At 33.3% G+C, this 16,258-nt stretch carries 14 protein-coding genes; 4 read left to right on the top strand and 10 right to left on the bottom strand.

The genetic code is table 11. The features are described 5' to 3' along the window. Positions 1-30: 30 nt before the first annotated feature. On the top strand, positions 31-630 hold the full coding sequence (locus P6733_RS12500) for a ribonuclease HII (protein WP_306353239.1): 600 nt from the start codon (positions 31-33) through the stop codon (positions 628-630). A 63-nt stretch (positions 631-693) separates the two neighbouring features. Here P6733_RS12500 and P6733_RS12495 read toward each other — a convergent pair whose 3' ends face one another. Together P6733_RS12495 and P6733_RS12490 are read right to left on the bottom strand one after the other, a co-directional pair. Further along, on the bottom strand, positions 694-2,100 hold the full coding sequence (locus P6733_RS12495; RefSeq protein WP_306353238.1) for a RagB/SusD family nutrient uptake outer membrane protein: 1,407 nt from the start codon (positions 2,098-2,100) through the stop codon (positions 694-696). 7 nt (positions 2,101-2,107) lie between these two features. Further along, complete coding sequence (locus tag P6733_RS12490; RefSeq protein ID WP_306353237.1) at positions 2,108-5,197, bottom strand: SusC/RagA family TonB-linked outer membrane protein; 3,090 nt, start codon at positions 5,195-5,197, stop codon at positions 2,108-2,110. Between the two features lie 759 nt (positions 5,198-5,956). Between P6733_RS12490 and P6733_RS12485 the strand changes: the two genes are divergently transcribed. Together P6733_RS12485 and P6733_RS12480 are read left to right on the top strand one after the other, a co-directional pair. Continuing rightward, on the top strand, positions 5,957-6,709 hold the full coding sequence (locus P6733_RS12485; protein ID WP_306353236.1) for an alpha/beta fold hydrolase: 753 nt from the start codon (positions 5,957-5,959) through the stop codon (positions 6,707-6,709). 80 nt (positions 6,710-6,789) lie between these two features. Then, the gene (locus P6733_RS12480; RefSeq protein ID WP_306353235.1) at positions 6,790-7,707 is read left to right on the top strand and encodes a helix-turn-helix domain-containing protein; all 918 of its coding nucleotides are present in this window, start codon (positions 6,790-6,792) and stop codon (positions 7,705-7,707) included. Between the two features lie 196 nt (positions 7,708-7,903). Here the strand turns inward: P6733_RS12480 and lipB are convergent, their stop codons facing one another. From lipB to P6733_RS12465, 3 genes are all read right to left on the bottom strand, one after another. Further along, on the bottom strand, positions 7,904-8,608 hold the full coding sequence (gene lipB / locus P6733_RS12475) for a lipoyl(octanoyl) transferase LipB (RefSeq protein WP_306353234.1): 705 nt from the start codon (positions 8,606-8,608) through the stop codon (positions 7,904-7,906). A gap of 61 nt (positions 8,609-8,669) precedes the next feature. After that, complete coding sequence (locus tag P6733_RS12470; protein ID WP_306353233.1) at positions 8,670-9,425, bottom strand: hypothetical protein; 756 nt, start codon at positions 9,423-9,425, stop codon at positions 8,670-8,672. 2 nt (positions 9,426-9,427) lie between these two features. Then, positions 9,428-9,589, bottom strand: a complete 162-nt coding sequence (locus P6733_RS12465) for a YqaE/Pmp3 family membrane protein (protein ID WP_306353232.1) — start codon at positions 9,587-9,589, stop codon at positions 9,428-9,430. A gap of 245 nt (positions 9,590-9,834) precedes the next feature. On the opposite strand from P6733_RS12465, the gene lysS reads away from it, so the two are divergent. Continuing rightward, positions 9,835-11,541, top strand: coding sequence for a lysine--tRNA ligase (lysS, locus tag P6733_RS12460; RefSeq protein ID WP_306353231.1), 1,707 nt, complete (start codon positions 9,835-9,837; stop codon positions 11,539-11,541). Between the two features lie 81 nt (positions 11,542-11,622). Here lysS and P6733_RS12455 read toward each other — a convergent pair whose 3' ends face one another. The 5 genes from P6733_RS12455 to P6733_RS12435 all read right to left on the bottom strand — a co-directional run bounded on the left by P6733_RS12455 (position 11,623) and on the right by P6733_RS12435 (position 16,087). Further along, positions 11,623-12,552, bottom strand: a complete 930-nt coding sequence (locus P6733_RS12455) for a glycerophosphodiester phosphodiesterase family protein (protein ID WP_306353230.1) — start codon at positions 12,550-12,552, stop codon at positions 11,623-11,625. Between the two features lie 193 nt (positions 12,553-12,745). Further along, positions 12,746-13,705: a transporter gene (locus P6733_RS12450; RefSeq protein WP_306353229.1), complete on the bottom strand. Its 960-nt coding sequence runs from the start codon at positions 13,703-13,705 to the stop codon at positions 12,746-12,748. Positions 13,706-13,710: 5 nt separating this feature from the next. Next, the gene (locus P6733_RS12445) at positions 13,711-14,757 is read right to left on the bottom strand and encodes a cytochrome-c peroxidase (RefSeq protein ID WP_306353228.1); all 1,047 of its coding nucleotides are present in this window, start codon (positions 14,755-14,757) and stop codon (positions 13,711-13,713) included. Between the two features lie 53 nt (positions 14,758-14,810). Next, positions 14,811-15,620 carry an MbnP family protein gene (locus tag P6733_RS12440; RefSeq protein ID WP_306353227.1) on the bottom strand — a complete coding sequence of 270 codons (810 nt, stop codon included), beginning with the start codon at positions 15,618-15,620 and terminating at the stop codon, positions 14,811-14,813. 86 nt (positions 15,621-15,706) lie between these two features. After that, the gene (locus tag P6733_RS12435; protein WP_306353226.1) at positions 15,707-16,087 is read right to left on the bottom strand and encodes a hypothetical protein; all 381 of its coding nucleotides are present in this window, start codon (positions 16,085-16,087) and stop codon (positions 15,707-15,709) included. Positions 16,088-16,258: the final 171 nt, after the last annotated feature.

Below are 16,258 nucleotides of genomic sequence, written 5' to 3'. Positions count from 1 at the left end.
ATATTTTTGTATTTTTGATAAAAATCACAAATGTTACTCAATAATTACTCTGGCTTAACATTAGAAGTTGGAACAGATGAAGCCGGAAGAGGTTGTTTAGCAGGCCCAGTAACGGCTGCAGCAGTTATTCTACCAGAATTTTACATCAATGAGCTTCTAAATGATTCCAAAAAATTAACAGAAAAAAAGAGAGTTTACCTACGACCTATTGTAGAAGAAATTGCTATTTCTTGTGCCGTAACTCATATTGAACCCCTATTAATAGATGAAATTAACATTTTAAATGCATCTATTTATGCTATGCAGGAAAGCATCAAGAAATTAGACCCAAAACCGAATTACATTATTGTTGATGGCAATCGCTTTAAACCTGTTCTAGACATACCTCATAGCTGTATCATTAAGGGAGATTCAAAATACTTGAGTATTGCAGCAGCTTCTATATTAGCAAAAACCTATCGTGATGATTATATGGACAAAATTCATGAAGAGTTCCCAATGTACAATTGGAAAAAAAATAAAGGATACCCTACTCTAGAGCATCGTGAAGCTATTCGAAAATATGGCACTACAAAATACCATCGCATGTCTTTTAAATTATTACCCGAACAATTAAAACTCGAACTATAGTTTTTTTTTTATAAAAAAAGCCTCAATTAAAATTGAGGCTTAAAAATTTTACTACAGGAAAAATTAATTGTATCCCGCATTTTGAATTATATTATTATTCGCTGTTATTTCAGATAACGGAATTGGAAAGGCATATCTGATTGATCCATATATCGGCCCTTCATGTGTTTGTTCATTAGTACTTACTAATGGAATATTTTTATGGCTTCTGGCCAAATCATCAAATCGAAATCCTTCAAAACAAAGCTCTTTTCTTCGCTCTAATAAAATATTATCTTTCGTTACATCTGTGTATAAAGATGCTCCTCTATTCATAGGTATTTTATTTAAGTTTACTAATGCAATTGGGTCTGAACTATCTAATTCAAATCTAGCTTCTGCATTGATTAAAAAAACCTCTTCAATACGGACTAATTTTACATTACTATCTAATTCAGGGTACTTCCCATAATTTCTCCATCTATTTGAAACTTTACGAATCATTTGACTTGGAATTCCAACTGAAAGATCTCCATTGTATCTAACATCTGTTGGCTCGAAAATGTTTACTAAATCTTCTAATACTTGTATATCTCCATAATTTGTTGCTTGATAAATCTGCTTCAAACTATTGTTACCATTATTATCATTCGTACGAAATGCCAATTCAAAAATAGAGTTCCCTGTTTCCTTATCCTTAAAAGAATCTTTATATTTATCTTTTAACGAAATTGAAAATTGATTTGAATCAATGATCTCTTGTGAAGCTATTTTAGCTAATTCCCAATCTCCAAAATACAAGGCTATTCTCGATTTTATCGACTTAGCTGCATTTAAACTTATTTCTTCTTTAGTCGAATTTGCTGAAGAAATACCTATTTGCATTTTTTGAATCGCTAAATCTAAATCTACATAAACCTTATCTCTCACTTCTTGAACTGTATTCCTTACAGGATATAAATTATTTAAATCTTTATATTTTGTAATATAAGGTATACCTAAAGCACTTACCCCCCCTTGATTCACATGTTGTTGCCCATACAATTTTACTAAATCAAAATGCGCTAAAGCCCTTAAAGCCAAGGCCTGACCTTTTACATAATTAACAGCTGAAATATCACCTTCCACATTAGCATTAATTACAATATTACAATTTGCAATTACCCTATATATAATATCCCAAGTATCAGTAGGATATGCACTGGTACTAGTTTGAAGCATTGCTCCTACTGCTGTAAACCGCCCTGAATTACCATTTGCATAGGTGTTATCACTACGTACTTCGCCATAAATAACAAAATCTCTACCATAATAACTTGCATTAGTCATTCCATTATAAGCACCATTCATCAAACCTTTTAAATCTGAGACTGTCTTTACATTTTCAATATCTTTTTTATCTGATATTGTCGGATCTAAATCATCATTATTACAAGAAGTAATTCCAACTAATAATAATAGTACAAAAACTGAGTAAAATATCTTTTTCATCTTCTTCTTAAAATTTTAAGTTTAAACCAAACACTACAGATTTCACTGGTGGTGTTGTCAAATTTGTCATACCATCTGCTCGAACTTCAGGGTCATATTTTAATCGGCTATCTTTCACATAAGTAAGTAAATTTGTACCTCTAACAGACATTGATACTCCATCAAATCCCATTCTTTTAATCATAGCACTATCAAAATTATATCCAAAGACTAAATCTTTAATTCTGATATAATCACCGTCATATAAAAAACGGGTGGATGTACTTGCCGCATTACTTCCCGTGCCTGTAAACTCAACTTTTGGAACATCTGTAATATCACCAGGTTGTTGCCATCTATTCATTAACGGTTCAGCTCCATTGTAAATTGAAAAAGCTCCGCGTCCAGCACTTTGTGTATATGATGACCAATTTTCATATATCTTATTTCCTCCAGAGAAATACAAACTGGCATCAATAAAGAACCCTTTAAATTCAAAGTGTGTTGAGAATCCTCCAGTATAAGTTGGCAATGGACTACCTCCTTGAAGTGCCTGTTTAGCTTCATTATAATTTGAAGTTGTTGCCCCATCAACACCATTTACATACCATAATGGTTTACCGTTTAACGGATCTACACCTGCCCATTTTCGCATAAACCAGGCATTAATTGGCTCACCTACCCTAATTGTTTTATATGCTGTCGTCTGATTAATATCATTCCCTTGCATATCTTTTGCTAAGCGAGTAACTTCATTTTTCACTGTTGCATAATTTCCTGATACTGACCACTTGAATGCTCCTTCTCTAAAAATATCAATATCTAACTGCATCTCAACCCCTTTATTCACTACATCTCCTGCATTTACCAATTGTGTAGCATGTCCTGTTGTATAAGACATTCTAACTTCCTGTAACAGATCGAATGTGTTTTTATTATAATAGGCCAAGCTTCCAGATATTCGATTATTAAGCACACCAAATTCAAATCCTGCATCTGTTGTTTTATTACTTTCCCAAGTCAAATTATTGTTTCCAAATTGTGATGGATATATTGCTGGATTATCAGCATAATTTACATCATAGGATAATAAAGCTTGGTATTTATTATCTCCAATTGAAGAATTACCACTAGTTCCATACGAACCTCTTAATCGAAGTGTATTGAAAATAGTATTTTTCAGGAATTCCTCATTATGAATATTCCATGCTGCACCTACTGACCAGAAATCACCAAAACGTTGTCCATCAGCAAATCGAGACGACCCTTCTTTTCTGTATGATGCACTTATTACGTATTTCCCAGCAAAATTATAATCAAACATCCCTAAATAAGCCACATTATACCAATCTGTAAAAACAGAAGAAGTAGATTGATTCTGAGAAGTTGTACCTAAATAGAATAACCCATCTGAAGCTATATTTTGCCCATAACCTTCCAGAATATTATAGGTGTTTTTTTGAAATTCAAATAATCCAGTAACATCAAAGTTATGTTCCTCACCCAATTTGAATCTATAATTTAATGAGTTCTGTGTTACTATATTCAGATTTCTTCCAACAGATTGTTCTACAGAACCATTCAATGATTGCCCATCTCCTTCATAACGGTTATTATATCTATGGAATACAGCTAAATTATAATCTAATCCCACTACTGACTTAAATTTCAATTTATCTGTAATATCGAACAATAATGAAGTATTCGATAATGCACGGGTTAAATCATTTTTTATAATATTATTTTTGAGAGTATATAATGTATTTGGAATTGAAGTATTCAAATCAATATTCAAAGATCCATCTGGATTATAAGGTTGCTCCCATGGACTCATAAAATATTTTGTCATATAAGGGTTACTAAAATAACCAGCCCCTTCTAAAATACCTCTCTGTCTTGAATTTGAGACATTCATTGAAGTAGACAAATGCCATCTTTCCGTCAAATCTTTTGTATATCTTAAAGCTCCCGAAATTCTCTGGAAATCTGCCCCAACGACTGTAGCCTCTGTCTTATTGAGACCCAAAGAAGCATTAAAAGTAGATTTTTCATCACCACCACTAACTGAAATATCATAGGTTTGCACGGTGGCATTTTTATTTTCCAATCTTTTAGCCCAATTCCCATCTATTCCGTTCCAGTTTTGTAGTCTTCTCCCATCTAGTGTTTGTGCATTTGCATTATAATAATCTATTGCATTTTCTTTTGTAAAATTCTGTGAAGCTCCATACGTATTGTATAATGCTTCTAGAAATAATTCTTTTCGCTGATTTCCAGTTAATGGTTTAAGACCTTCGACTGCATTGTTCTGAAACCCTAATGATGTAGAAACATTAAAAACTGTTTTCCCAGCTTTACCGCTTTTTGTTGTAATTACAATCACTCCATTAGAACCTCTTGCACCATAAGCTGATGTTGCTGATGCGTCTTTCAAAACGGTTATACTTTCAATATCTTTACTATTAATCGCAGATAAAGCAGATAAAGATGAAGATGCCGAAATACCTTTCGCATTTTTTCCTCCCCCAAAATCTGAATTTACAACTGGTACTCCATCAATCACATACAATGGCTCATTACTGGCTGTAATTGAGCCTGCACCACGAATTCTAATATCTTGTACTGAACCTGGTGTTCCTGAGGATTGGGAAATCTGCAATCCAGCTACTTTTCCTTGTAAAGCTTGATCTACAGTTACCGTTGGAACATCCTTAATTTTATCTGATTTTATGGTTACTGATGACCCTGTGACTTCAGAAGCTTTTTTCTTTGTATAACCAAGTATCACTAAATCATCTAAAACTTGAGCGTCGTCGTCTTTCATTGTAATATCTACTTTAGCAGAATTACCAACTGTGATTGCAACATCTTTCATTCCTAAAAAGGTAAAAAGCAATACATCGCCAGCTTTAGCCTTAATTGCATATTTTCCAGAAAGATCTGTTTGAACACCTTTCTTTTCTCCTTTAACCATTATGTTCACACTTGGTAAAGGAAGTCCATCGGCTTCTATAACAGTTCCTGATATAGTCTTTTCCTGAGCAAATGAAAACTGAACAATCATCAAACACAGCAAAACAAGAACCTTGTTCTTTTTTTTATTAAAATAATTTTCCATTTTTTTGAGTTAGTGTTATTAATTAGTTTTTTATCAAAAAAGAAGTCCCAAGGCATACTTAAAATTTGATAATTACAAGGATAAAATCATTCTCTTACCCTCTTCTTTTCATCATTACTACAACTCACTCAAAAAATATTCTGATTACTTTATCACAATATCTACAGAGAGCACTTCGTCAAGCTATAAAGCTGAGTATTCATGAAAACACAAGTTATAATTTGACAATTATTGACTTATGATTGTATATACATTTTATGAAGTGCAATATATTTTTATATAACTATCTCTAGAAGTATTATAAGTCCATTTCCCATCACATTAAGTCCTATTTTTTTAATTATTTCATAAAATCATAATTCGAACTTTAGAATAGTATGCTATAAATAAAATTATTTTCAGAAATTAAAACTTTTACTATTTAACTCCCCAAATTGTTGAGCCATAAAAAAAGCCCATACACGCTGTATGGGCTTAAACTAACTACTCAAATAAATTTAATAGGGATCGTATATCACTACAATCAATATTCTATTAAAACTTTACTGGCGCAAGATATCTTTTCTTTAAAGTAATAATCATAAAAATAAGCTCTTTAAATACCACAATAAGACTTTAATTTTTGTTTTTGTAAAAACAAGATACCGACAGTTCATAAATCGTATTATTTGTTACAACAAAAGGAGATTTGGTTATGTAGAGCGATTTATTTCTGCCCAAATTTGTAGTATAAAGTAATTTATTTTAATCAAAAATCTTATGAGAAAGTTATTTTTTATTTTAAGTATTGCAATCTCTTCCGTTTGTTTTGGTCAGACAGAACATCCTCGAACCTTTTTATTTGTCCCAGGTGCTTGGGATGGTGGTTGGGATTATGCAAAAGTAGATTCCATTTTAAGTGTAAATGGAGATATTGTTTATCGTCCAACTCTGACTGGACTTGGTGAAAGGGTACATTTGTCAAACGCAAAAATCAACATGAGTACGTTTATAGCCGATATTGTAAATGTGATCAAATTTGAGAATCTTCATAATGTCATTTTGGTAGGACATAGCTTTGGAGGAATCGTTATTTCGGGCGTAGCTGAGCAAGTTCCAGATCGGATTAAACAGCTGATCTATTTAGACGCCATGATACCTAACAATGGAGAAAGTGCCAAAGACGTTTATGGAGACTATTGGGCCCCAATGACAGAAGGCAATATAAAAAAAGGCATGGTTTATCCAGTTGGCACTCCACAACCTACACCCCCTATGGATGTACCACAATCGTTAAAGACATTTACCGAACCAGTCAAAATAAAAAATCCATTAGCAAAAAAGATTCCATCTGTCTTTATTGTAATGACAAAAAATGGTCAAAGTGATCCTGCTGCTGATAAAATGGGACGAAATCGTGCCGAAGCAAGAAACTGGAAAGTTTATACTTTTGAAGGTGGCCATTATTCTATGCGTGAACAACCTGATAACCTAGTAAAAAAGCTCGGTGAGGTATTAAATGATCAGAAATAAGTCACTCCTTGTACTCCGTTTTTAAAGAGGATATTCTTCTAAAACACAACAACTCTAACTATTAATGATTAACTTCAAATATGGAAAACAAAGAACCTAATAGAATTAAAACAATCAGCGAATATCACCAGGTGATGGGACTTCCCAAGCCAGAGCACCCATTAATCAGTGTGATTGATTCTCAATTTGTAAAATTGCCTTGCATGGCGCAAATGAATTTGATATTCGATTTTTATTCGATCTCTTTCAACCGCGATTTTAAGGGAAAGATGAAGTATGGTCAGCAGTCTGGTGATTTTAATGAAGGTGTTTTATTTTTCATGGCTCCAGGACAAGTATTTGAAATTGATGTAGAAGAAGAAAACAGAATCGACCGCTCTGGCTGGATATTACTACTACATCCTGATTTTCTATGGAATACTCCTTTGGCCAAATCAATCAAGCAATATGCTTATTTCAGTTACTCTTCTAATGAAGCCCTTTTCATTTCTGACAAAGAAGAAATGGTTATTTTGAGTATCATAAAGAACATAACACAGGAATATCAGGCAAACCTCGATAAATTTAGTGAAGTCGTAATCATTGCTCAGCTTGAACTGCTGTTTACTTATGCTGATAGATATTATCAACGTCAGTTCATTACCCGAAAAATAAGCAACCATTCTATCTTAGAACGCCTAGAAAACTTACTGGACAATTATTTCGAAAATAATACTTTGACAACAGATGGAATACCAACTGTACAATTCATTGCAGCATCCTTGAATGTATCTCCTGGCTACCTAAGCGGACTACTTAAAGTGTTAACAGGACAAAGTACACAGAATTACATACATAATAAGCTGATTGAAAATGCAAAGGAAAAATTATCCACAACAAATTTGTCTGTAAGTGAAATTGCTTATGAATTAGGTTTTGAACACCCACAATCATTTAGCCGATTGTTTAAGATTAAAACTGCTCTGTCTCCTTTGGAATTTCGAGCAAGTTTTAATTAGAATTTCTCTCTCAAAAATCTTTCCTCCTAAGGGATTATTTATAAAGAAATTGGATAACGATAGATGTAAAATAGTTACTGACAATGATTTCTTACTTCGTAAACTACTCTCTTTAACCTGTCATTTGCTTTTCTAACTTTTGGGCTAAAAAAAAATCCCATACTGTCTAGTATGGGATTTTTTAAGTTTATAAGGTTTATTTCATTTGTAATTCTGCTTCAAACAAAACTTCAAAATGTTTACTTATTTTATTTTTTAGTTCTTCTTCATCGACTCTTTCCACGCCTAATTCTACTTGTAATGAGGTAACTGCTTTCCCACGAATTCCACAAGGAATGATATTATCAAAATAACCTAAATCGGCATTTACATTTAAAGCAAATCCATGCATGGTTACCCATCGACTGGCTCTTACACCCATAGCGCATATTTTTCGAGCAAATGGAGTGCCTACATCAAGCCATACCCCTGTTTCCCCATCACTTCTTGTACCTTTTATACTGTATTCTGCTAAAGTCAAAATAATTACTTCTTCCAAAAAGCGTAAATACTTATGAATATCTGTAAAGAAATTATCTAAATCTAATATCGGGTATCCCACTACTTGACCGGGTCCATGATACGTAATATCTCCTCCTCGATTAATTTTATAGAATACTGCATTTTTTGCAGCCAATTGATCTTCATTCAACAGCATATTATCCATGCTTCCGCTCTTTCCTAAAGTATAAACATGAGGATGTTCTACAAACAAAAGATAATTTGGTGTTTCTAATGTTAGCTCTTCTCTTCTATTTCTTATTTTTAAATCTAGAATTTCTTTAAAAATGGTCTCCTGATAATCCCAAGTTTCCTTGTAATCTTTTAGGCCTAAATCTTGAAGTATAACTTTCTTATTCATGATCACTTATTCATAATTAACACTACAAAGATACTACTACAATAGCATTATTTTTTGTTAATTACTTCTTTTCTAAAACGACTTCTAAATTCAGAACTTCTGGTTTTTCAATATATTCTGTATATTTCACTCCTAGTGTTAGACTCTTCTTATCGGTACTAATTTCAGCCTTTTTATTTGATACTGATTTAATTTTTCTAGGAAAATGGTAGTTCAGAGTGTACATTGATGTTTCCAAAAACATTTTAGATTTCTCTAAACTATCAACAATCATTTTTTGTGCAGCGGCATCAATAATTTTTCCTGTTCTTTTAAATACTTTTCCATTATATGAATAACTCAAGTCTATATTATCGGCTTCAGACAAGGCTGCTAATGGATTTTTTGTGTCTTTTGATTTCTTATCCAAATCGCTGACATTTTTCATCGATGCCATCATATTATGAACTTCATTGACGTTATCAAATTTAGAAGTCAACGTTACTTGCATTTGCTTTTTCTCCACATTCATCAGCATGCGCATGGTTAGTTTTTCAAGCGATTTTATTAGAGCTTGTTTTTCTGGTGGCAATAAAGAAATACTATCTTTTTTGTTTTTCAACAGGTCAGCAAAAACAAATGTGGAGTCCATATTCTTTAAATCTTTTTCGCTCCCTAATTGACCACCAGCCAGCTCCATTATACTTGATCCATCAAGATCAAATTCGATTTTACCAGTTCCAGCTTCATCAATATAAATATTTTCAGAAAATTGACAGCTCGTCATTGAGATTAACAGTAAAAAATTAATCCATAAAAAGTGTGTTTTTTTCAACATGTTTAGTTGTTTTTAGGGTTATTTAAAATAATTAAAGCAGCAATTGTTCCGGGTACCCAACCGCAAAAAGTTAAAAGTAAAACAATTAAAACCGATCCACATCCTTTGTCTAATACAGCCAAAGGTGGGAGAAATATGGATAATAATACGCGCCAAATACTCATGATATTACAAATTTATTCTTTTCTGTAAGACTATTTATTTCTTACTTTGTTACAAAACAGGTTTAAATTCTTCAAATTTATTCTGTCATAAATTTAAGAATCTTCCTCTTAACCTTTTCTAAAACAACCACAAAAAGCATATTAAATTGTAACATATCTTTTTAAAATTGTTAATCGGTTAAACTCCCCTGCAAATAAACACTTTTTCACTATCTTTGCCATCTTTAAAAATAAATTTTAATCACATGCAATTATCTGAACAAGAACTGTTACGTAGAGATGCTTTACAACAATTGCGTCAGCTAGGAATTGAGCCCTATCCAGCCCAAGAATTTACAACTTCAGCGTATTCTTCTGAAATACTTACTGATTTTGAAAAGTTTGACGGTAAGGAGGTTATTTTAGCAGGCCGAATGATGAGTCGTAGAATTATGGGAAAAGCTTCTTTTGCAGAGTTGAAGGACGCCGAAGGCCGTATTCAAATCTACATCAGTCGTGATGATATTTCGCAGGATGAAGAGAAGATGATGTACAATGTTGTTTTCAAAAAATTACTAGATATTGGTGATTTTATTGGAATCCGTGGTACTGTTTTCAAAACGCAGGTCGGTGAAATCTCAATTCATGTTCATGAACTAACGGTTTTAGCGAAAGCTTTAAAACCTCTACCGATTGTAAAAACAGATGCTGATGGCAAAATACATGATGCCTTTAGTGATCCAGAACAAAGATACCGTCGTCGTTATGTCGATTTAATCGTAAACGATCACGTTAAAGATACTTTCATTAAAAGAACAAAAATTACAAATACAATTCGTAATTTCTTCAATGAAAAAGGATATTTAGAAGTGGAAACGCCAATATTACAGCCTATTCCAGGTGGTGCATCCGCTCGTCCATTTATATCTCATCACAATGCTTTAGACATTCCTCTATATTTGAGAATCGCTAATGAATTGTATTTAAAAAGATTGATTGTTGGTGGTTTTGATGGTGTTTATGAGTTTGCAAAAGACTTCCGTAACGAAGGAATGGACCGTACCCATAATCCAGAATTCACCGTAATGGAACTTTATGTTGCTTACAAGGATTACAACTGGATGATGGATACTACTGAAACATTATTAGAGAAAATTGCTACTGAAGTTCATGGTAAATCTGCTGTTACTGTAGGGGATAAAACTATTGATTTCAAAGCTCCTTATCCACGTGTTCCTATTTTACAAGCCATCAAAGACCATACTGGCTATGATGTTGCTGGCATGAAAGAAGATGAATTGCGTGATGTAGCCCGAAAACTAGGATTAGCAGTAGATGAAACAATGGGTATTGGAAAACTAATCGATGAGATTTTTGGTGAAAAATGTGAGCATTTGTATGTTCAACCTACTTTCATCACGGATTATCCAAAAGAAATGAGTCCTTTATGCAAGTCACACCGTGATAATCCTGAGCTAACAGAGCGTTTCGAATTAATGGTAAATGGTAAAGAATTAGCTAATGCTTATTCTGAGTTAAATGATCCTATTGATCAACGTGAGCGTTTTGAAGAGCAATTAAAATTATCTGAAAAAGGAGATGATGAGGCTATGTTTATTGATCAGGATTTCATTAGAGCTTTAGAATATGGTATGCCTCCTACATCTGGGATTGGAATTGGAATTGACCGTTTGACTATGTTGATGACAAATAATAGTTCTATTCAGGAAGTTTTATTTTTCCCACAAATGCGTCCGGAGAAAAAAGCGATTCAAATTGAAATGACGGAAGAAGAAAAAATTATTATTGAGCTTCTTAAGTCTAATGACAATGCTATGCCATTAAATTTATTGAAAGTTAAGTCGGATTTAAGCGGTAAAAAATGGGATGCTTCTACAAAAAATCTTTCTAAAAACGCTTTGATTAAAATTGTGGTTGACGGAGAGAATAAAGTGGTTGAATATCTTGGATAATTAAAATCCAATTGTACGCTATAAAAAACCCCAATCTTATTAGTAAGATTGGGGTTTTTCTTTTCTGTAAAGAATTAAATTTTATTCTTTTACCATATGTTTTGACGTTAATTTCTTCTCTGCAATGTATTTCATTATTTCTTTTCCTGCTTCCTGATTACGGTCTGTAGAAAGTACATTGGCTCCATTTTTAACTAAGTTGTAATACAAAACATCTCCGTTTGCTTCAGCACTTTTATCTAAGTTACCCATCGTTCCTAGAATACAGCTTATTCCTCTGCTGTGTAGATAATCATATACTGGTTTTTTAGGCTCAGAAATACCCACAAAAGCAATCATTTTCTCCACTTTCACACCCATTCCTTCCAAACGTTCTACATCTTCTTTTCCACGTGCTGAAACTGAAATCATTAATTCTGGTGCTAAAGCTGCAATTTCTGCTGCCTGATTGGCATTATACGTAATAATTACCGAATAGGCTTCTGCTTTGTTCTTACGCACTGCATCAACAATCATACGAAATGGAACACCACGTTTGATATCTAAGTTCAAAATTACTTTTCCTTTACTCCATTGCAAAACCTCATCTAATGTTTCAATCTTGAAATCGGTAACTCTTCCATTATTATCTTTCAGCTTTAATTGTCTCAACTCGTCAAAAGTATAATTATCAATCCTACCTTTTCCTGTTGTTGTTCTATCTAAAGTATTATCATGCATCATCACCAAAACGGAATCTTTACTCAAGGCAATATCGGTTTCGATTACTGCTGGATGGTATTTGATTGTATTGGCAAAAGTTTGGGTACAATTCTCTGGAAATCCAAAAGCCGGACCACCTCGGTGTGCACTAATCAAAGGAATTGATTTCTTTTTATCAAACTTTAAAAAAGCTTGAAGTTCTTCGGGAGTATCAAATTTTAAGTGATATTCTGAAGTTTGACTCATTGCACTAAAGCCTCCAAGGCTCATTACTAGTGCAACACATAATAGACGTAATTTAAATGACATAAAGCAGTTGAATATTTTGTTTCAAAAGTATAAAATATATACGGTAACTCTCTTTTTCACTCCAAAGCTTTAAGAAAACATTTAGAAATATTACTAATCTACTCGTCCATAAATATTAGTATTTCCATAAAAAAAGAGTGACTATCAAAACCTGATAGCCACTCTTTATACTTCTTCTTGCAATAGTTGTAATCTACAAATTGTAATTCAAGTTCACTGCAAAACGATAATTCGCTTCTACTAAGCCACCCGTTAGATTCTGATTTATTGGTAGCATTGCATTTAACCCTACTGAGAATTTATCCAAACCTACCTCAACACCTAATTTTCCAAAAAAGATATCTCCTGAAGTATTTTTTAAGTCTTCTCCATAACTGCGATTGGTTTCATATACTTCTCCTGCAACACCTATTTGTGGCACCCAAGTATATTTGGTATTAGAGAAAGTATAAAACAATGTACTACCATAATTCAATTGATTTCCAAACTGATAATGTTGTTTGTTTTCTGTTTTAATGGTATAATTCAACATTGTATTCAATCCGAAGTTATCTTTACGAATCACATATTCTGACACTAAAAGAAAATCCCATGCTCCTGTACCCACTTGGAAACTTGGATTAACGCTTCCATTATTTGCACGATCGTATTTTCCTGTAGGTGCTTTTACACCTCCACCTAATTGAACTTGATGTCTAACTGCTGCACTATCGCTTTTCGTTTGAAAAACATTATAAAGTCCCAATACTGTAATATCACCTATACCATTAATCGTTTGATCTCCTGCTGTTTTCTCACTGTTGTGAAAATGATACGGAACCAAAGCCATTATCTGAATATTCTTAGCAACAGGAACTCTTGCCCATACTTGCATCGTATTAAAATTTTCATCAATCCAAGGAGAGTTTTTAAAAATTCCGTCGCGACTACTATAACTCTGGTGAAAGTAGCGTACTCCAACAAAGTTATTGTTAAGCATCGAGCTAAAACTCATTCCACCACCATTAGCAGAACATCCACATGCGTCACAATCATCTTCTTCCAACATCATTCGTTGGTAAGTAAATCGAGTTACAGGGTCTTTTATTTCATGTGCCCAAGCCGAAAAAGTAAATTGAACTGCTAGAACTAATACTATTATTTTAGTTTTCATTGTATTTATGTTTTGTAATAAAATCTTGGATCAGCAATATATTGTTGGTCCGTTAACGTTTTTAAGAAGGCAATTAAGGCTGTTTTATCTTCTGGTGACAATGAGATACCCAAAGTTCCGTTTTGATTCAATAGCGGGTCTAATGTGACCGAATGTTGAACTCCATTGGTATAGAAATTCAAAACAGACTCTAGTGATCCAAATCGTCCATCGTGCATGTAGGGTCCTGTTTTTTCAACATTACGCAAACTAGGCACTTTGAATTTGTATCGGTCATCATCAAATCCCGTCACTACTTCTCTTCCTTTATCATCTAAATGCGGATTTGGCGGCAGTCCATTATTTCTAAAAGAGCTATCGGTAAATAAATCTGTTGCATGACAACTGGCACATTTTACCTGAAAAAGATTCAATCCTTGAAGCTCCTGACTGGTTAAGGCTCCTCCAGGTTCATTTCGAACGTATTTATCGTATTTCGAATTACTGGAAACCATCATGGTCATGAATTGTGCTAAGGCTTTCAATAGGTTATTTGAACTGATTTCTCCATTTGCAAAAGCAGCAGAAAATAGTTTTTTATATTGAGGATCATCCTTTAATTTCAGCACAATATTAGCCAATGTTTCATTCATTTCCACTGGATTATGAATGGGTGCAATCGATAGCATTTCAAGATTATTTGAAGCTCCATCATAGAAGTATTCTGATTGAAAAGCCATGTTCTGAACTGCCGGAGCATTTCGTATCCCTTCTAGATTATTTACTCCATGGCTAAAATCATGACCATGGTGTGTAAAGGCATAGGCTTGCTCGTGACAAAATGAACACGACACTGTACCATCCGAAGAAAGTCGGACATCATAGAATAACTTTCTCCCTAATTCAAATCCCTTTTGCGTTGGCGGATTATTACCCATATTATAGGTTAAATCAGGAAAATTAGATGGTTTTTTAAATTCCAATGGTTCATTAATCTCCGTATAGCTGCTATCATCGTTCGACTGGCAACTCCAAAGGGTTGCCATCAATAGTATAGATATGTATTTTTTCATCTGTAAAAAGTATGCGAGCGCAACGGTGCTACACTCGCTTCATACGTTATATACTAGTGTCCTGTAGCGTGTACGTGATCTACAACAAACATTCCTTTCGTATTATTTGCTATTGAAATCAACTTTGCTCCACCCATTATTGTTGCCGCTGTTCCTGCTCCATTCATTGCTTCAGACAATTTGATTTTAGTTTCTCCGTCCAATACTTTATTCACATCTGTTATCAAGTGAACTGAAGGGAAAGCATCTGTTCTTACACGTGCCGTAGTAGGAAAACTAAGGGTTACCTCTCTGTAATTATCTGTTGCACTATTACTTCCTAAGTGTACTTGGTATGCTTTTGATCCTGTTACAGCTGGGGAACTAAATGTTCCTTCAAAATTGATGAATCTATATCCTGTAGACCAAGTCCAAGTTAAATTGTTTGCCGCAGCTTCATCCCAAAATTCTTGTTGGGCTAATTCTCCTGTTGCATATTTTGCTTGATCTACTCCTAATCCAAATTTTATTTTAGTATAGTTTCCAACTGGAATATTCTCTAAATGAAAAGTTGTTTTATTTGCTTCTTCACTAATCACAAAATAGCTTTTATCTTTTGGATATGTATATTCTTGCCCCTTATCGTCAATTAGAACAAAGTTGCTCACGATATAAGAGAAGCGATTAATTTTTAAAGTTTCATTATTTGAGTTCGTGTAGGTCGTTCCTAAAATTAGGTTATCTCCATTAACCGAGTTATCGAACGTAAGTTCAACTTCTCCTTTTCCATCTACGGCTGTGATGGCATCATCATCATTACTGCATGATGTAAATACTACTGCAAATGCAGCTATTGCTACTATATTTCTTAATGTAAAGTTCATTGTAATCCAATTTATTGTTTAAAATATTTATAATTAATCATTGAATGCATCCAAATGATGGACGTATTCAAATTTGCCTGTAAAGGCTATAGATTAAATTTTAAAATGGGAGGACGAAATACAAAGGATGAATTAAAGTGGGTATATAAATTTGTATAAAGCAATGGAATATGCTTTAGGGTATTATCAACAAAACGAAGTATATTAAAATCCGGTAATGCTTCAATAAAAAGATACACTACTTCAATAGTACTATTCTTTTTGTCGGTTGAAGAAGGCTTTTCATCTGCAGATGATTTAGCCAATTCCTTCATCAAATAGCACTTCCCATTACATCCCATAATTGGTATATCTTTGTTCTCACAAAGTACCTTCGTGATGTAATCATATTGAAGTATGTATTGAAAAACCGGAAAAATAGGCTTCAATAGTATTGACAATGTTATGATGACTAAAAGTTTTTTCAAAATAGTATAAACATTTCATTCGGAACACTTTGAATGTATTCCGTCGATTTATTGTTTTGTTTTAATGGCATGCAATTCTAGCTTTATATCAAAGCTATTTGCATTAAAATAAATGTGTGATGATTTCTATTTTGGAAGTATTCCAACAATAGATAGAGTACAATAGAAATT

It is taken from the genome of Flavobacterium aerium (assembly GCF_030766725.1).
Classification (GTDB): Bacteria; Bacteroidota; Bacteroidia; order Flavobacteriales; family Flavobacteriaceae; genus Flavobacterium; species Flavobacterium aerium.
Note: the sequence above shows the minus strand (reverse complement) of the source record. Positions and strands in the feature narration are given on the sequence as shown.